This is a genomic window from Litorilinea aerophila, from assembly GCF_006569185.2.
Lineage (GTDB): Bacteria > Chloroflexota > Anaerolineae > Caldilineales > Caldilineaceae > Litorilinea > Litorilinea aerophila.
In genome coordinates, this window is the sequence record NZ_VIGC02000012.1 from 51,914 (window position 1) to 69,411 (window position 17,498).

General features: G+C 66.8%; 13 protein-coding genes and 1 pseudogene. 8 read left to right on the forward strand and 6 right to left on the reverse strand.

The features are described from left to right. Positions 1–4 precede the first annotated feature (4 nt). The 5 genes from FKZ61_RS10950 to FKZ61_RS10970 form a co-directional block, all read right to left on the reverse strand. A complete protein-coding gene (locus FKZ61_RS10950) occupies positions 5–2,593 on the reverse strand; it encodes a hypothetical protein (RefSeq protein ID WP_141610164.1) in 2,589 nt (862 codons plus the stop codon). Between the two features lie 16 nt (positions 2,594–2,609). Next, entirely contained in the window at positions 2,610–3,797 is a 1,188-nt protein-coding gene (locus FKZ61_RS10955; RefSeq protein WP_211358517.1) for a glycosyltransferase family 2 protein, read from the reverse strand. Next, on the reverse strand, positions 3,794–4,684 hold the full coding sequence (gene rfbD, locus FKZ61_RS10960; RefSeq protein ID WP_141610165.1) for a dTDP-4-dehydrorhamnose reductase: 891 nt from the start codon (positions 4,682–4,684) through the stop codon (positions 3,794–3,796). Before rfbD ends, FKZ61_RS10955 begins: the two co-directional genes overlap by 4 nt. 127 nt (positions 4,685–4,811) lie before the next feature. Next, complete coding sequence (locus tag FKZ61_RS10965) at positions 4,812–5,504, reverse strand: protein-L-isoaspartate(D-aspartate) O-methyltransferase (protein WP_141610166.1); 693 nt, start codon at positions 5,502–5,504, stop codon at positions 4,812–4,814. A 398-nt stretch (positions 5,505–5,902) separates the two neighbouring features. Next, complete coding sequence (locus FKZ61_RS10970; RefSeq protein ID WP_141610167.1) at positions 5,903–6,952, reverse strand: YheT family hydrolase; 1,050 nt, start codon at positions 6,950–6,952, stop codon at positions 5,903–5,905. A gap of 197 nt (positions 6,953–7,149) precedes the next feature. On the opposite strand from FKZ61_RS10970, the gene FKZ61_RS10975 reads away from it, so the two are divergent. The 8 genes from FKZ61_RS10975 (at position 7,150) to FKZ61_RS11010 (ending at position 16,857) form a co-directional block, all read left to right on the forward strand. Further along, on the forward strand, positions 7,150–8,436 hold the full coding sequence (locus FKZ61_RS10975; RefSeq protein WP_170199571.1) for an aminotransferase class I/II-fold pyridoxal phosphate-dependent enzyme: 1,287 nt from the start codon (positions 7,150–7,152) through the stop codon (positions 8,434–8,436). Between the two features lie 7 nt (positions 8,437–8,443). Further along, the gene (locus FKZ61_RS10980; protein WP_141610169.1) at positions 8,444–9,343 is read left to right on the forward strand and encodes a quinate 5-dehydrogenase; all 900 of its coding nucleotides are present in this window, start codon (positions 8,444–8,446) and stop codon (positions 9,341–9,343) included. A 26-nt stretch (positions 9,344–9,369) separates the two neighbouring features. After that, positions 9,370–10,776: an 8-oxoguanine deaminase gene (locus FKZ61_RS10985; protein ID WP_141610170.1), complete on the forward strand. Its 1,407-nt coding sequence runs from the start codon at positions 9,370–9,372 to the stop codon at positions 10,774–10,776. A gap of 14 nt (positions 10,777–10,790) precedes the next feature. Beyond that, the gene (locus FKZ61_RS10990) at positions 10,791–13,571 is read left to right on the forward strand and encodes a CBS domain-containing protein (protein WP_141610171.1); all 2,781 of its coding nucleotides are present in this window, start codon (positions 10,791–10,793) and stop codon (positions 13,569–13,571) included. 1 nt (position 13,572) lies between these two features. Further along, positions 13,573–14,589, forward strand: a complete 1,017-nt coding sequence (locus FKZ61_RS10995; RefSeq protein WP_170199572.1) for an NAD-dependent epimerase/dehydratase family protein — start codon at positions 13,573–13,575, stop codon at positions 14,587–14,589. Positions 14,590–14,794: 205 nt separating this feature from the next. Next, complete coding sequence (locus tag FKZ61_RS11000; RefSeq protein WP_141610173.1) at positions 14,795–15,115, forward strand: hypothetical protein; 321 nt, start codon at positions 14,795–14,797, stop codon at positions 15,113–15,115. Continuing rightward, entirely contained in the window at positions 15,105–15,311 is a 207-nt protein-coding gene (locus tag FKZ61_RS11005; protein WP_141610174.1) for a hypothetical protein, read from the forward strand. The genes FKZ61_RS11000 and FKZ61_RS11005 overlap by 11 nt, the downstream gene beginning before the upstream one ends. 124 nt (positions 15,312–15,435) lie before the next feature. Continuing rightward, entirely contained in the window at positions 15,436–16,857 is a 1,422-nt protein-coding gene (locus FKZ61_RS11010; RefSeq protein WP_141610175.1) for an FAD-dependent oxidoreductase, read from the forward strand. 72 nt (positions 16,858–16,929) lie between these two features. Here FKZ61_RS11010 and FKZ61_RS11015 read toward each other — a convergent pair. Continuing rightward, positions 16,930–17,496, reverse strand: a pseudogene (locus FKZ61_RS11015) (DsbA family oxidoreductase); the annotation flags it as partial. Positions 17,497–17,498: the final 2 nt, after the last annotated feature.

Below are 17,498 nucleotides of genomic sequence, written 5' to 3' on the forward strand. Positions count from 1 at the left end.
GTAATCACCCCTCCGGAAGGCGATAGGCCGCGATGACGGCGGTGCGCTCCTGCAGGCCGTCGTGATAGCGGATCAGCCAGGAGGGCAGCCAGGCCACGGCCACCGTCTGGACCTCCACATCGGCCCGGCGAGGCTTAAGTTCTTCCACCTCCACCTGGTCCAGGCTGTTGGCCCATTTGCGGGTGATGGCGTCGCTCTGCTCCTGCAGTTCCTCCTGCAGCTGCTGGATGTCCTGTTCCAGTTCCTGGATCTCTTCGGTCAATTCTTCCACGGCATAGCCGGCCTTCATGGTCATGCGGCGCCGGCTGGCCGCGGTGCTCAGGGCCCGGGTGCTGCGCCGCCCCAGGAAGAAGCCCAGGATGCTTTCGCCGATCCCGATCCACTCGTGTTGGCGTCGAGCTGCCAGATCCGCTTCCTTTTCGCTTTTCTCCCGACGGGCCCGCTCCAGCTTGTCCCGCAGGCGGTCGAGCTGGGTGGCATATTTGGCCTCCAGCCGGTCCACTTCGGCGTCCCGGGCTTCCCGCGCCGCCTGTTGCAGCCGTGCCAGGAAGGCCCGCTGTCGTTCGCCCGGCATCTGGTAGACCTCCAACTCGGGATGAACCTGGATGGGCAGCCGGCTGTTGTAGTAGAGCCAGTCGGAGAGGCTGCGGGCCAGTTGCTTCAACTCCCGGGCACCGTTGATGCTATCCGGCACGGGGGCGAAGAAGGGACCCTGGGCCGGATCCACCTGGCCCGGCGTCCGCAAGAGCTCCCTGGCGGTCAGCGGGAGCACCTCGGCGCTGCCCCAGTCCACCCCCACCGGCCCGGCCCCCGCCGGGGCCAGGAGCAGCTTCTCCTCCTTCACGTCGATCTGGCGCTTGCGATCCAGGAAGCGCACCGAGGCCACCCCCAGCGCGGCCGGCTCGTAGACCAGGGAGATGCCCAGGACTGTGACCGGTCGGGCGACCTCGGCGGTGAGCTGGCGCACCGCGTCCGCGCTGCCCACAGCCAGCGGCAGGTACACCTGGGGGACGTCCGACTCCAAAATGGGCGGCGTGCGGCCAAACCCGGCCGGCACGGCAGCCATCGCCTCTGGCTTCGCTTCGGCCTGGCCGGTGGCCTGACCGGCGGGAACGGGGGCAGATGGCTCCACAGCAGGCCGGGCCGCCGGCGGAGGAGCGGGGCGAGGAGTCAGCGTGGCCCTGCGCGCCTCCATCAGCTGACGCACCTGGGGCCGGGTCAACGGCCCTCGCAGGTAGCTCATGGCCCATCGGGTCTGCATCACCCGCGGCCCATCCCCATGGACGTTGTGTAACAGAAAGATACGGCTGTCCATCCGGTTGATGAGGGTGCTGAAATCGATGTCCTGCCGGCCGCCGACCTCGGCCAGGATGCCCTTGAGGCCAGCCAACAGTCGCTCCTTGTCTCGCTCGGCCTGCAGCTTGCCGATAAACCAGGTGCCCGCGTTGGTCAGGCCCTTGTAGTCGATATCCACCGGGTTTTGGCTGACCAGGACACAGCCCAGCCCGCTGGCCCGGGCCTGTTTCAGGAGGGTCAGGAGGGGCCGTTTGGAAGGCGGTTCGGCGGTGGGCGGGAAGAAGCCGAAGATATCGTCAAAATAGAGCAGCGCCCGCAGGCTGGTGGTGCCGCTCTGCCGTCGCACCCAGGTGGTGACACTTTCCAGCAGCAGCGTCACGAAGAACATGCGCTCGCTGTCGCTCAGGTGGGCCAGGTAGAAGATGCTGTGGCGGGGTTTGCCCTCCTCGGTGAAGAGAAGCCGATCCACATCCAGGGGTTCACCCTGGAGCCAGCTCTGGAAAGCCGGCGCGGCCATCAAGTTGTTGAAGGCCAGGGAGAGCTCAAAGCGCTCCTTTTCGGGGAAGAAGGTGTCCACATCAAAGACACCCAGCCGGCGCACAGGCGGATTCTGGATGGCCAGGATCATCTGGGCCAGGTCCAGGTCCTGATTCTGACGCCAGAAGTGCTCGAAAATGTTGGAGAGCAGAATGGCTTCCCGGCTGCGAACCGGATCCCCCTGCACGCCCACCAGGCCCAGCAACGCGGCCACCGTGCCCTGGATGCGATCCCGGACCAGCTCGGCGTTGGCCTCAAAATCCACCCCCGGGGCCGCCAGGCTGCCCAGGATGTTGACGGGCACGCCGGCGTCGGAGCCGGGGGTGAAGATGGTATAGTCCACCGTCTCCTGCAGGGTCCGGATGCGATCCGGACCGATGCCCCAATCCCGAAGGCCATCCCGCCAGAGCTGGGCCACCTGCTGGGCATAGCTGGCCACGTCCATGTCCTTGCGCCGGGCATCATCCACATTCACCCACGGGGCGAAATCTTCGGGCCGAAGCTCGGGGAACTGGAGCAGGAGGTTGGTGAGGTCCCCTTTGGGATCGATCAGCAGCGCGGGCACCCGATCCAGGCCGGCCTCTTCCAACAGGTCGATACAGAGGCCGGTCTTGCCGCTGCCGGTCATGCCCACGCAAATGGCGTGGGTCGTCAGATCCCGGGCGTCGTAGTTGATGGGCACGTTCAGGCGCTGTCGCCGATCCAGATCATATTCGGCGCCCAGGTAAAAGGTCCCCAGGTGCTCCGGTGGTGCTTGCATGGGCTCTGTCATCCGCCTACTCCTGGGCGAAAAACGGGAGCAACTCATGGCTGTCCAGGATCCGCCGCACCTGGATCAGCCGCCGCTTCTGAAGCTGGCGAGGGAGCCCCCACAGGGCGGCCAGCTGACCTCGCAGCCGGGCCCGGGCCGCCTCCCCCCGGATGTGCCGGAGGGCATCCAGGGCAATGGCCGCCTGGGCGGCGGCCATACGGGGCAGGTGGCGCAGGAGGAGCCCCCGGGGCATATTTTTCACCAGCGTCCAGATGGTGTTACGGCCCACATAGTAGCTGGCCAGCACGTCGCCGCCGGTGGCGCTCAGGTGGTGGTAGACCCGGGCCTGGGGCACAAAGACGGCCCGCCAGCCCAGCAGATGGGCCCGGAAGGCAAAGTCCACATCCTCCAGGTACATCCAGAAGTCCTCGTCGAAGCCGCCCAGGGCCTGCCAGACATCCTTGCGGTAGGCAACGGCTGCACCACAGCCGCTGAAGATGGCCGTCTCGGCATCGTACTGGCCCCGATCCTCTTCCCAGACGCCCCGGTTGCGGGGAATGCCGTCCAACCCCAGCAGGTCACCGGCAGAATGGAGGCGATCCCGCCGGTCGAAGAGGAGCAGCTTGCTGGCAAAGATGGCGGCGTCCGGGTGGGCACAGACGCCCCGCACCAGCTCGGCCAGCCAGGTGGACTCCGGCTCGGTGTCGCTGTTCAACAGCACCAGGATGCGTCCCCGGGCTGCGTCCGCGGCGATGTTACAGGAGCGGACGAAGCCTTCATTGCGGCGGTTGACCAGCACCCGCACGTCGGGATGGTTGGCCTCGATCCAGGCCACCGAATCGTCGCTGCTGGCGTCATCCACCACGATCACCTCAAAATCCCGAAACGTCTGGCGCTCCAACGCGGCCAGGACGGTGGGCAGGAAGCGCATGCCGTTGTAGTTGGGGATGATGACGCTGGCGAAAGGGGCATGGACTGGCTGCAGGGGCGGGTAGGTGCGCTCTGGCCGCAGGGTGAAGTCTTCCGGCGCGGCCCGGAAGGTGTCCAGGTTGAGCGCGATCTGATGGCGCATGACCACCCGATCCTCCTGGCGCAGGGCGCTGTAGGTTTCATCCTGCTGGATGGGATCCGCCTGGCCGGCGGATGGACGCCGCCGGCGGTTCGTTGGGCGGGTCGACTTGGGTTTGCCGTCAGTCTGTGGTTGATCGCTCATGGCGTTGCTTCGCGTGTGCTCCTCGGTTGCAGATTCGGTTCCACCTGCAGGTACGCGGCCAGGGCCTCCTGCCACGGCCGCAGACGGATGCCCAGCGCGGCCGCGGCCTGGTTGACCAGCACCGCGTGGCGGGGGGGCGGGGCCGGGCGGGGCCACTCCTCGGCGGAAATGGGCGTAAAGGGGACCTGTCCCCGTCCACTGCCCTCCAGGACCGCCCGGGCAAATTCCAGGCGGCTGGCGCACCCTTCGTTCACCAGGTGGTAGATGCCATAATGGCCGCTTTCCACCAGCTGCATGGTGGCCTGGGCCACGTCGGGGGCGTAGGTAGGGTTGCCAAACTCGTCGGCGACCAGCCGTAGGGTGCCTCCCTCTCGGGCTGCCCGGTCGGCCGCGGCCGCGATTTTGGTGGGGAAGTTGTTGCCGCCGGGGCCAAAGAGCCACGCCACCCGCACGATGTAGAGCCGTCGCAACAGGCGGCTGGCGGCCACTTCCCCGGCGTGCTTGCTGCGGGCGTAGACGCTGGCCGGCGCGGGCAGGTCATACTCCCGGTAGAAGCGGCCCGGCTCGCCGGCGAAGACCTCGTTGGTGCTGATCTGCACCAGGGTGGCCCCACAGCGCTCGCAGCCCTCGGCCAGGTAGGCCGGCCCCAGGGCATTGGCCGCATAGGCGGCATCCGGCTCGGCTTCGGCCCCATCCACGTGGGTCCAGGCCGCGGCGTTGATGACCAGATCCGGCGCCAGGGCAGCCACCTCCTGGGCCACCTGGGGCCGGGTGATGTCGTGCTCGGGCCGCTGCCACACCGTCACCGTATGGCCGGCCTGCCCGGCAAGCACCGCGTGAAAGGCCCGACCCAACTGTCCCCTACCACCGACGATCAAGATATGCATAACCCGATCCAGATAAATTGATAATTAAAAATTGAAAATTAATAATTGTTAATTCGGAATACGTGACTTGACAAAATCGCTTCAAGCACCCCAATAAAATCAATAATTATCAATTATTAATTTTCAATTATCCATTACTCATTTCCACCCGCATGGCCGGGTCCCGCAGGATAGGGGAGACCAGGGGCACGAACCGGACCGGTCCCAGCCACTGGCGGTGCATCCGTTCCCCTTCCTTGCGCAGGAGCCAGAGGGTCTGTTCATATCGGGCACCCAAGGGGATGACCATGCGGCCGCCATCGGCCAATTGCTCCCACAGGGGGCGGGGCAGGTAGGCCGCAGCAGCGGTAACGATGATGGCGTCGAAGGGGGCGGCCTCCGGCCAGCCGGCCGCGCCGTCCCCCACGGCCAGGTGGGGGCGATAGCCAAGGCGATGGAGCACTTCCCGCGCCCGGGCAGCCAGGGAGGGAAAGCGCTCGATGGAGTAGACCGTTTCCCCCGGAACTCCCTCCGGCGTGGCCGTCAGCTCGCAGAGGATGGCCGTCTGGAAGCCGGAGCCGGTACCGATCTCCAGCACCTTGTGGCCAGGCTGAAGCTGAAGGGCCTGGGTCATCAGGGCCACCACGAAGGGCTGACTGATGGTCTGGCCTTCGCCGATGGGCAACGGTGCATCCCGATCCGCCCATTTGCGCAACGCCGGGTCCACGAATTCCTCCCGGGGCACCCTGGCAAAGGCGGCGCGCACGCGCGGGTCGGTAATTTCGGGCCAATCCCTGGCCCACGGGAAATCGTCCGACGTTGCGTCTGGGTTGGTGCTCATACCTCTGTTTCCCCTCCTGAGCCGGGCCCTGGGGCGGTACACCTGGTACAACCTGGCGTAGTACAACCTGGCGTAAATAACACGGCAGAAATTCGGCGGTACTATCTCTCATGGAAACTCTCATGGAAACCATCGGCTAAGCCGCGGGCCAAAGGCCCGATCGGCTGAGCCGCGGGCCAGAGGCCCGATCGGCGAATTTCTGCCGGCATTTACCAGGGGTGATCCGCCCGGCGGGCAGCCTTCCATGCAGCCCGGCACGACGCCCTGGAACGCCAGGAACCGCGCGCTGTTTCGGCGCCTGGCATCCTGGGGCCGATTGTAACACAAAGAGAGAGCAGCTCGAAACGTCAACCAGGGCAAGGGGTGCCCATCCCCCCAGGGGCCAGGCCCGGCGGGCTCTACCCCTCGTCGGCCTCGTCTTCGGCCAGCGCAGCCAGCAACAGCTCGGGCAGGCAATGCTTGAAGGGGAAAAGATCCACAAAGCCCACGTGGCCGCCCACCGGGTAAATCTGAAGATCCAGCAGGGGGTGGGGGGTCAGGGCCTGGAGGTCGACCACAGGGATGACCGTGTCGTCGGCGGTGGCGATGATGGTGGTGGGCACGGTCAGGCGCTGCAGCAGGGCGTCGTGGACTGTGTAGCGGCGGAAGTAGTCGTCCGCATCCCGGTAGGGCGTGTAGTGGCGCACCAGCCACTCGGTCATCTCCCGCAGCCGGGGCAGTTTCAAGAGGGGGCCGAAGTGGTAACGCTCCGGGAAGAGGCGCTCTTTGGCCAGCAGGGAACGGACCCAGCGCCGGCGGAAATAGAAGCGCACATCCCGATGGGCGTCGATGTTGTCCGAGGCCCGGGCCGGGTTCACCGCCGGGCAGATGGCCACGACCCGGCGCAGGTTGGGGAAGGGGACCGCCCGATGGCGGATGGCCAGGCGCAGGGCAAAGTTGCCGCCCAAAGAGGCGCCCACGATGTAGAAGGGGCGACGGTCCGCCATCTCTGCCACCCGCCCTACCGCCACAGCCACCTCGTCCAGGAGGGTCCCCAGGAAGAGGCCGGGATTCAGCGCGTACGGATCCACGTGGTAGCCGGGCCCGTGATCCCGCAGGTTGAGCCGAAAGACATCATACCCGGCCTGGGCCAGCGCCCGACAGAGGACCAGGTTGTAGGACGAGTGGCTACAACCTTCCCAACCGTGCAGGGTCAGGACCAGCCCCCGGCTGGCTCCCTCCGCCTGGTGGGGCACGTAGTACCCCAGGAGCCGCACCCGTCCTCGGGGATCCATGCCGGTGACATCCCGGCCTGCATCCAGCAGGATCGGCTGCTCCAGCCGCCGGAGCACCGCCACGCTGCGCGGCGTCCACCGGGCCAGCAAGGTCTGGGCCCGGGCCGAACGGACCCACGGATGAGGCCGAAAGGGCCGGAAGGTGGATGGCGATGGGTGGCGAAGTTGCATCATGGCCTCCTTCTTTGCACTGGAGCCCCCATTACGCTACAATGGCAGGATAGTTTGTTTGCTCACCCAGGACGTTCGTCCCTGCCGGTCAGGGCCGAATGCAGGCTCTCCCTGCACACCCGGGCAGGGATGGGACGCTCCAGGGTTGCAGACAGACGTATATCCCATCTGGCTGCGGAGTTCAACCCAGGAATATTCAGATGCTCAAACGCTCAAAGGACATGCACGTAAGCCCCGACTGGTCAACGACTGACGGCGTCGACGCCGTCGCCAATGGGTCTGACACCCCCCCACCCCAGGATGGATTCACCGCCCGGATCGAGGCGCTGTGGGAGCGCATCGAGAACGCCAAGGCGGAGAAAGTTTACTATTACCTGCAACCCATCGACGAAATCGATGGCCCTTGGGTCCAGACGGAAAACCAGCGCAAACTCATGTTTGCCACCTACAGCTACCTGGGCCTGTTGAAACACCCCCGCATTATCCAGGCGGCCCAGGCTGCAGCGGAGAAGTACGGCACCGGCACCCACGGCGTGCGTATCCTGGGTGGTACCCTGGACCTCCACGTGGCCCTGGAGGAGCGCATTGCCCGGTTCGCCGGCCGGGAAGATGCCATCGTCTACAGCAGCGGTTACGTCACCAACCTGGCCACCATCAGCACCCTGGTGGGCCGGGGCGACTGGGTGATCTCGGACCGGTGGAACCATGCCAGCATCGTGGATGGCTGCATCCTGGCCCAGGGCAAGTTCAAGCGCTTCCGCCACAACGACATGGACGACCTGGAGCGGGTCTTGAAACATGCACCCGCCAGTGCCGGTAAACTGGTGGTGGCGGACGCGGTCTTCAGCATGGATGGCGACATTTTCAACCTTCCCGACGCGGTGGCGCTCTGCCGCAAGTATAACGCACGGCTGATGGTGGACGAAGCCCACAGCCTGGGCGTGCTGGGGGCCACGGGCCGGGGCATCGAGGAGCACTTCGACATGCCCGGCGCCGTGGACATCAAAATGGGCACCCTGAGCAAGACCATCCCCGGCATCGGCGGCTACATCGCCGGCGACCGCAAGCTGATCACCTACCTGCGCCACTCGGCCCGGGGTTTCGTCTTCAGCGCGGCCCTACCCCCCCAGGTCACCGCCGCCATCCTGACCGCCTTCGACGTGCTGGAGGAGGAGGGCGTGGCCCTGAACCGCATCCTCCAACGCAACGTGGAGCACTTCATCAGCGGCCTCAAGGCGGCCGGCTTCGACACGGGCATGACCTGCACCCCCATCGTGCCCATCATGGTGCAGACGGAAGAGCGGGCCATGGGCATGACCAAGTACTGCCAGGACCACGGCATCTTCGTCCTGCCGGTGCTGCCACCCGCGGTCCCCGAGGGCACAGCACGGCTGCGGGCCAACGTGACCGCGGCCCACACGCCCGAGGATATCGACTTTGCCCTGGAGGTCTTCGTCCAGGCGGGCAAGCAGGTAGGCGTCATCTGAGCCGGCCATGAAACGCGCGGTCTCCATCAGCCTGGGCAGCAGCCGCCGGGATCATGCCATCGAGACGACCCTGCTGGGGGTGCCCATCCGCCTGGAGCGGGTGGGCTGTGACGGCAACCTGCGCCTGGCCCGGGAGCGCTTCCTGGCCCTGGACGGCCAGGTGGATGCCTTCGGCGTGGGCGGCGCGGACCTGCAGCTCCAGGTGGAGGACCGGGTCTATCCCCTGTATGCGGTGCAAAAGCTGGTGGCCGGCCTGCGCACGCCCGCGGTGGACGGCGGCGGCATCCGCCGGGTGGTGGAGCGTCAGCTGGTCCCCCGCCTGGAAGCCCAGCTGCCCGTGCCCATCCAGCCCCGGCGGGTCCTGATCGGCACGGCCGTGGCCCGCTATGACCTGGCCTGCAGCTTTGAGGCGGCCGGCTACGAGGCCATCTACGGCGACTTCGGCTTTGGCCTGGGCCTGCCCATCCCCATCCGCAGCCTGGCCACCGTCCGTCGGCTGGCCCGGCTGCTCATGCCCATCATGGGGCGTCTCCCCTTCCACTGGCTCTACCCCACGGGCGACAAGCAGGACGAGATCGTGCCCCGCTTCCAGGCCTGGTACCGCTGGGCCACGGTCATCGCCGACGACTTCCACTACCTCAAGAAACATCTGCCTGAACGCCTGGACGGCAAGATCGTGGTCACCAACACCACCACGCCCCAGGACGTGGAGCTGTTGCGCGAGCGGGGCGTGGCCTACCTCTGCACCATCACCCCCCGGCTGGAAGGGCGCACCTTCGGCACCAACGTCATGGAAGCGGCCCTCACCGCCATCGCCGGCCAGGGTCGGCCGTTGACACCCCCGGAATTGCGCGCTATGCTGAGGGAGGAGGACCTGACGCCCACGGTGCTGGCGTTGAATCCGTAAATCACCCCAGCCAGCGGAGGAAAGGCATGGCCATCAAAAACGGGGCCAGAACGGTCATCGAACACGCAGAGATGCTGGTCACCATGGACGCCCAGCGCCGGGAGATCCGGGATGGCGCCGTGGTGATCGAGGAGAACGCCATCGTGTGGGTAGGCCCCACGGCACAACTGCCGCCGGAACTGGTGCGGGAGGATGCCCGCCGTATCCAGGCCCGGGGCCAGATCGTGCTGCCCGGCTTCGTGAACACCCACCACCACTTCTACCAGACCCTTACCCGGGTGATCCCGGCCGCCCAGGACGCAGTCCTCTTCGACTGGCTCAAAACCCTCTACCCCATCTGGGCCGAGCTGCGGCCGGAAGATGTGCGGGTGAGCACCCAGCTGGCCCTGGTAGAGCTGCTCCTGAGCGGCTGCACCACCAGCAGCGATCACCACTACCTTTGGCCCAACGGCAGCCGGCTGGACGACCAGTTCGAAGCGGCCGAGCAGGTGGGCGTCCGCTTCCATGGCGCGCGGGGGAGCATGAGCCTGGGCGAAAGCCAGGGCGGTCTCCCCCCGGACCGGGTCACCGAGGACGAGGAGTCGATCTTACAGGACTGCCGGCGGGTGGTGGAGGCGTACCACGACAGCCGGCGCTTTGCCATGCGCCGGGTGGTCCTGGCGCCCTGCAGCCCCTTCAGCGTCACCGGGGAGCTCATGCGGGAGAGCGCGGCCCTGGCCCGCAGCTTCGGGCCGGAAGCCAACGTCCACCTCCACACCCACCTGGCCGAGACCCTGGACGAGGAGCGCTTCTGCCTGGAGCGCTTCGGCCAGCGGCCGGTGGAGTATGCCGGGGCGCTGGATTGGATGGGCGATGACGTGTGGCATGCCCACTGTGTCCACCTGAACCAGGAGGAAATCGGCCACTTCGCCCGCACCCACACCGGCGTGGCCCACTGCCCCACCAGCAACATGCGCCTGGCCAGCGGCATTGCCCCCGTGCGCGCCCTCTGTGCAGCCGGGGTGCCCGTGGGTCTGGGCGTGGACGGCAGCGCCAGCAACGACAGCAGCCACATGCTGGCCGAAGTACGCCAGACGCTGCTCCTGCAGCGGGTGCTGGGGGATCCCCAGGCCATGACCGCACGCCAGGCCCTGGAGCTGGCCACCCTGGGCGGCGCCGCGGTCCTGGGCCGGGACGACATCGGCGCGCTGGCGCCGGGCATGGCCGCGGACATCATCGCCTTTGACCTCAACGCCCTGGCCTACGCGGGCGGCGCCGTCCACGACCCGGTGGCGGCGCTGGTCTTCTGCCACCCCCAGCCGGTGACCTGGGCCATGGTCAACGGACGCCTGCTGGTGGAGGGGGGCGAGGTGCGCACGGTGGATTTGCCGACCCTGGTGGCTCAACATAACCAGGCCGCGCGGGCGCTGCTGGCCCGGGCGGGCTACGCCTGAGGAGCCCAGCCCCCATGGCCGGCGAAACCTTCGATGTCATCCTCACCCACGAGCACACAGACTTCGACGCGCTGGCGTCCCTGCTCGCGGCGGCGCTGCTCTTTCCAGAGGCGCTGCCGGTGTTGCCCCGCCAGCTCAACCGCAACGTGCGGGATTTTCTGGCCCTCCACAAGAACCACCTGCCCTTCCTCACCGACCGGGAGCTGCCCCGGGGCCGGGTGCGGCGAGCCATTTTGGTGGACACCCAGTCGGCCAACTGGGTCAAGGGGATGGATGAAAACGTAGAGCTCTTCATCATCGATCACCACCCGGCGGATGGCGACCAGAGCCGGGCCAGCCGCTTCTGGTTCGAGCCGGTGGGCGCCAACACCACCATCCTGGTGGAGAAGCTCATGGAACAGGGGCAAGATCTGACCCCGGTCCAGGCCACCCTGCTGGCCCTGGGCATCCACGAGGACACGGGCAGCCTCACCTATTCGTCCACCACCCACCGGGACGCGCGCTGTCTGGCCTGGCTGCTGCAGCCCGAACATCACGTAAACCTGGAGGTGGTGGCCCAGTTCCTCCACCACCCCCTGAGCGAGGCCCAGCGGGCCCTGCTGGAACAGCTCATCGCCCACAGCGAATTCCTGGAAGTGGCCGGCCACACCATCGTCATCGCCCAGGCCACCGCGCCGGAGTTCAAGGAGGAGATCAGCGCGCTGGCCAGTCGCCTGCGGGATTTCCACGAGACCGATGCGGTTTTCCTGGTCATCGACCTGGGCGACATCGTCCAGGTGGTGGCCCGCAGCACCACCGACGAGATCGACGTGGGCAAGGTGGCCGAGGGATTGGGCGGCGGCGGACATACCCGCGCGGCCGCGGCGCCGGTCCACGGCCCGGGCGTGAACACCCAGACGGTGCGCGACCGCATCGTGGCCCTGGTGGAGCAACACAGCCGCTCGGCCTTGACGGTGGGGGACATCATGAGCGCGGGCCGCCCCCAGATCCTGCGCCCCCACATGACCATCCAAGAGGCCCTGGAACTCATGCAGCGGTACGGCCACGAAGGCTTCCCCGTGGTGGAAGAGCTGCCCGACGGCCGAGAGGTGCTGCTGGGCGTCCTCACCCGGCGGGAGGCGGACCGGGCCGTCAGCCACAGGTTGGGCAACGAGCCGGTCACCCGCTTCATGCGAGCCGGCCAGGTGACCGTGCGCCCCGACGACGCCGTCTCCACCCTGCGGCGGCGGATGATCGAGAGCAACTGGGGCCAGATCCCGGTGGTGGACGACCAGGGCCACATCATCGGCATCGTCACCCGCACCGACCTGATCAAGCTCTGGGACGAGAAGGCCCTGCCCCGGCGCCATGCCGAGGAAATTGCTGCCCGGCTCCAGTCCAGCCTGACGCCGGTACAACACCACCTGCTGGCGCTGATCGGCGATGAGGTGGACCAGATGGGCTACACCGTCTACGTGGTAGGCGGCTTTGTGCGGGATCTGCTCCTGGGCACCCGGCAGGCAGGGAGCCTGGCCCTGGACATGGACATCGTCATCGAGGGCAATGCCATCGAGTTCGCCCAGCGCATGCAGCGCCTCTACGGCGGGCGGGTAGTGCCCCATCGCCGCTTTGGCACGGCCAAGTGGCTGCTGGACGACCCGGATCACCCGGTGGACCGGGAAAAGCTGCTGGCCGGGCTAGAGGCAACGGAGAAAGAGGCGGCGGACCTGCCCCCGCACCTGGATTTCGTCACGGCCCGGACGGAGTTTTACACCGAGCCTACCGCCCTGCCTACGGTGGAGCGCAGCAGCATCAAGCTGGACCTCCACCGCCGGGACTTCACCATCAACACCCTGGCCGTCTGCCTGAACCCGGAACGGTGGGGGGAATTGCTGGACTTCTACGGCGGCCTGAACGACCTCAACGCGGGCATCATCCGGGTGCTCCACAGCCTCAGCTTCGTGGACGATCCCACCCGCATCCTGCGGGCCGTGCGCTACGAGCAGCGCTTCCGCTTCCGCATCGAGCCCCGCACCCTGGAGCTGCTTCAAGATGCCCTGGAGCTGCTGGATCGGGTGTCGCCGGCCCGGCTGCGCCATGAATTTGAACGCATCCTCCAGGAAGAGGAGCCAGAGCGCACCCTGGCCCGGCTGGCAGAGCTGGGCGTGTTGGCCCGCATTCACCCCGAGCTGGAGGTGGACGAATGGCTGGCCGACCGCTTCGCCCGCCTGCGGGCTGCCCTGGCCGCCCCGCCCGAAGACCCGGAGAGCGACCCGGCCCTCCGGGAAGAGGCCATCGAGCGCCTCTACTGGGGGCTGCTGGTCTTCCGGCTCACGCCCAAGGCCAACCAGGCCCTCTTCCGCCGCCTGGGCCTGCGGGGAGAGACCCAGCGGCTGGTCCAGGGGCTGATGACCTTCCGGGCGCACCTGGAGGAGCTGGACACGCCCGGGTTGCCGGCCAGCCGGGCGGTGGCCATCCTGGATGAGGTGCGGCCGGCAGCTGTGGCCCTGGCGGCCATCGCCTGCGCCGACCGGCCCCAGATCCAGCAGGTGTACCGCCAGTATCGAGACGTCTGGCGCCATGTCCAGCCCGAGCTGGACGGCAATGACCTGATCGCCCTGGGGCTGCCCCGGGGCCCCCTGTACCGGCGCATCCTGACGGCCCTGCGGGCAGCCCGCCTGGATGGCAAGATCCAGAGCCGGGAAGAGGAGGTGGAGATGGCCCTGGCCCTCGCGGCGGAGGCAGGCGCGGACAAGGTCCAGCGCACCGCCAGGAGCCGGGCCCAGGAGCATGGGCAGGCCGGGAAGGGGATCTGACATGGGGATGCAGGCGGGAGACACGGTGCTGGTGACCGGCGCCACCGGCTACATCGGCGGGCGCCTGGCGGAACGGCTGGTGACCGAAGAGGGGGTGCACGTCCGTGGGCTGGTGCGCAACCCGGCCAAGGCCGCTGAGCTGGCCCGGCGGGGCATCGAGGTGGTCCCCGGCGACATCACCGATCCGGCCTCCCTGCAGGGAGCCATGGCGGGCTGTCAGGTGGTCTTCCACGCGGCGGCCTGGGTGAGCGAAGCCGGCAGCCGGGACGAGGTTTGGGCCGTCAACGTTCAGGGCACCCAGAACGTGGTAGACGCCGCCCTGGCTGCGGGCGTTCAGCGGCTGGTCCATGTCAGCTCCTGTGCGGTCTACGGTTCCCTGCAGCAGTTCGACATCGACGAAGAAACGCCGCCCCGGCGCACCGGCAACCTCTATGCGGACTCCAAAGTGGAGGCAGAGGAGGTGGTCTTCCGGGCGTGGCAGGAGCAGGGTCTGGCGGTGGTGGTGGCCAGGCCTTCCCAGGTGTACGGGCTGGGTTCGCCCCAGTTCACTTTACGCCCGCTGGAGGCTATCCGCAGCGGGAAGATGCTCCTCATCGACGGGGGCCGACACCTGTGCAAGCCCATCTACATCGACAACCTGGTGGACGGCCTCATCTGCTGTGCAAAGGTGGAGGCCGCCGTAGGCCAGGCCTTCAACTTCACCGATGGCCCGCCCGTCCCCTGGCGGGAATTTTTCGGTGCCTATGCCCGCATGCTGGGCGTGGAGCGGCTCCCTGCCGCCCCCTATCCGGTGGCCTGGCTGGCTGCGGCCCTTTTTGAGCTTCAGGCGGCCGTGCGGGGACGGAAGGCCAGCCTGAACCGGCGGGTGGTCAAGGCGCTGCGCAGCAACAACAGCTTCAGCAACCGCAAAGCCCGCACGGTGTTGGGCTGGGAGCCCAGGGTGGATCTGGCCGAGGGCATGCGCCGGACCGAAGCCTGGCTGCGGGCCAATGGCTATCTGGAGAAGAAGCGGCCGTAGGTTCCATTTCCATACGGGACGCCTTCGTGCGGTATGGAAACCGCATCTACCCGCCTGATGCCCCTTCCTGATTCGCACCCAAGATCTGGGATGTACCCAATCCCGGGGGGTGATTTTGTCCGGTCCTCCCCTTTTGTTACAATAGGCCTGTACTGGGTAATCCGCCGTTGCCAGTGCAACGGCAGCCGTCAACAGGGATGCAGACGTGGACCTGGCCTTCTGGCGTGACATTTCGCTCATCTGGTTGTCGTTGATCTGCTTCGTGGCCCTGGTGATCCCCCTCGGGATCGCCTATTTCGCGGTCAAGGGCATCAACGCCCTGTCTGCTCGAGTGCCCCCGCTTCTTCACCAGGCCCAAGAAATCAGCCATACCGTTCGAACCCGGACAGAGAGCGCCAGCCTGCAGGTGGCGACGCCTGTGATCCGCACTCGCCGCCAGGCGACACGGCTCACCACGGCCCTCCGCGCCCTCTGGCCACGATCCCCGCGTGACCTTTCTGCCAAGGAGACAATCCATGAGCCATAAGACCCGAGCTTTGCTGATCGGCATGGTCGCCGGCGCGCTCCTGGGTGCCGCCTTCGCCTGGGTTGCCAGCGACGATGTCGATCAAAATGGAGAAGAAAGCCCCCTGGCCCATCTGGGTCCTGCTGATTATTTCCAGCTGGGCATCAGCATTTTGACCCTGGCGCGCCAGTTTGGCGGCATGCTCAAACGAGTTTAATGGGCGCTCATCTTCCCCAAGGGCGCGCACCTGGCCAGCTGGCAATCAGCGGTGAACTCGGTCAGGCAGCGTCCATGCCGGGCAGATGAGCCATCGAGGGAGAGAAAGGCAGAGGTGATCCATCGTGTCTACCCGACTTGGTACCCCCGAACGTCCCCTGTACGTGGCCATCATCGGTGCGGGGCCTTCGGGCTTCTATGCAGCCGGGGCCTTGTTCAAAGAGGATATTGTCGTCCACGTGGACATGTTCGAGCGGCTGCCCGCGCCCCACGGCCTGGTCCGCTATGGCGTGGCGCCGGATCACCAGAACATCAAGGCCGTGTCCAAGGTATATGACCGCACGGCCAAGGAGCCGGGCTTCCGCTTCTTCGGCAATGTGGAGTTCGGCCGGGACATCACCCACGACGAGCTGCGCCGCCACTACGACGCCATCATCTACGCCGTGGGTGCCCAGACCGACCGACGGCTGAACATTCCCGGCGAAGATCTGCCCAACAGCATGTCGGCCACCGAGTTTGTGGCCTGGTACAACGGCCACCCCTACTTTGCCGACCTGGCCCCGGACCTGAGCGTGGAGAGTGCCGTGGTGGTGGGTGCCGGCAACGTGGCCATGGACGTGGCCCGCATCCTGGCCAAGTCCGCCGACGAGCTGCGCCACACGGACATCGCCGACCATGCCCTGGCTGCCCTGGCCGAGAGCCAGATCAAGGAGATCCACATCCTGGCCCGCCGTGGTCCGGCCCAGGTGAAGTTCACCAATGCCGAGATCCGGGAATTTGGCCACCTGGAAAACGCGGATCCCATCGTCTTTGAGCGGGAGCTGAAGCTAGACCCGGCCAGCAGCGCCTCCATCAAGGATGACACCGCAGCCCAGAAGAACATCGACTACCTGCGCGCCTATGCCGAGATCGGCGCCACGGGCAAACCCCGGCGGGTCTACTTTCGCTTCCTCCTTTCGCCGGTGGAAATCATCGGCGAGGATGGGCGGATCGTGGCTGTGCGGGCAGAAAAGAACCAGCTTCGCCCCACCCTGACCGGCTACATCAATGCCTATGGCACAGGCGAGTATGAGGAGATTCCGGCCGGTCTGGTGCTGCGCGCCGTGGGGTACAAGGGCATTCCCCTGCCCGGCGTCCCCTACGACCCTCGCACAGGTGTGATCCCCAACGATGTGGGGCGGGTCATGAACCCGGAGACCGACAAGTTGGTGCCTGGGGAGTATGTGGTGGGCTGGGCCAAGCGGGGTCCTACGGGCGTCATCGGCACCAACAAGCCCGACGCGGTGGAGACGGTGAACAGCCTGCTGGAGGATCTGCAGGCCGGCAAGCTGCCCCCTGCACCGGAGCCAGACCCTGATCGGGTTGTGGCGCTCCTGGAGGAGCGGGGGGTGCCCTACGTGTCCATCGACGACTGGTGGAAACTGAACGAACTGGAGATCCAGGCCGGCAAGGAACAGGGGCGGCCCCGGGTCAAGTTCGTTCACATCGACGAGATGCTGGAGATCCTGGGCAAGCGGGTCGCCCGGACCGCCCAGGACACGCCCTGAGGATGGCGCACAGTTACCACGACAGCCAGTAAAAACCAGGGCCGCCGGTTGGTGCCGGCGGCCTTTTTCTGTTCAGGATGGGCCAGACTCCTCCGCGGCCAGTTCGGCGGCCACATGCCGCACCACCTTTTCCAGCAGGTGAAGGGGCTGGGCGCCAGAAACCAGATATTTCTCCGCAAAGACCAGGGCCGGCACGGCAGTGAGTCCATAGGCCTGGGCCTGGGCGATGTCCTCATCCACAGCCTGCTGGTAAACGGGATCTGTCAACGCCTGGAGGAAGGCCGTGGCATCCAGGCCCACCTCCCGGGCCAGCTCCGTCAATACGTCCGGCTGGCCAATGTCCTGGGCCTCTTGCCAGTAGGCGCGCATGACCCGGTCGTGATAGGCGGCGCCTTTGCCCTGGGATTCGGCGTATTTGTGGCCGATCAGGGCAGGGCGGCTGTCAATGCCGAACGGCCCCGGGTTCATCTCCAGCCCGTACTGCTCCCGGGCGATGGCGTAGAGACGAGGTCGGGATTCCTCAATCCGCGCCCGATAGTCGGGTGAAATGGGGGTACCGGCCGGGCGCAATTCAAAGGCGCGCCAGCGGACGGTGACCGGGTGTCGTGCTTCGAGCTGCTCCAAACTGGAGGCCACGAGAA

Coding starts and splice junctions, on each gene's coding strand:
- FKZ61_RS10950 (WP_141610164.1), bottom strand. CDS start 2,593: ATGCAAGCACCACCGGAGCACCTGGGGACCTTTTACCTGGGCGCCGAA.
- FKZ61_RS10955 (WP_211358517.1), bottom strand. CDS start 3,797: ATGAGCGATCAACCACAGACTGACGGCAAACCCAAGTCGACCCGCCCA.
- rfbD (WP_141610165.1), bottom strand. CDS start 4,684: ATGCATATCTTGATCGTCGGTGGTAGGGGACAGTTGGGTCGGGCCTTT.
- FKZ61_RS10965 (WP_141610166.1), bottom strand. CDS start 5,504: ATGAGCACCAACCCAGACGCAACGTCGGACGATTTCCCGTGGGCCAGG.
- FKZ61_RS10970 (WP_141610167.1), bottom strand. CDS start 6,952: ATGATGCAACTTCGCCACCCATCGCCATCCACCTTCCGGCCCTTTCGG.
- FKZ61_RS10975 (WP_170199571.1), top strand. CDS start 7,150: ATGCTCAAACGCTCAAAGGACATGCACGTAAGCCCCGACTGGTCAACG.
- FKZ61_RS10980 (WP_141610169.1), top strand. CDS start 8,444: ATGAAACGCGCGGTCTCCATCAGCCTGGGCAGCAGCCGCCGGGATCAT.
- FKZ61_RS10985 (WP_141610170.1), top strand. CDS start 9,370: ATGGCCATCAAAAACGGGGCCAGAACGGTCATCGAACACGCAGAGATG.
- FKZ61_RS10990 (WP_141610171.1), top strand. CDS start 10,791: ATGGCCGGCGAAACCTTCGATGTCATCCTCACCCACGAGCACACAGAC.
- FKZ61_RS10995 (WP_170199572.1), top strand. CDS start 13,573: ATGGGGATGCAGGCGGGAGACACGGTGCTGGTGACCGGCGCCACCGGC.
- FKZ61_RS11005 (WP_141610174.1), top strand. CDS start 15,105: ATGAGCCATAAGACCCGAGCTTTGCTGATCGGCATGGTCGCCGGCGCG.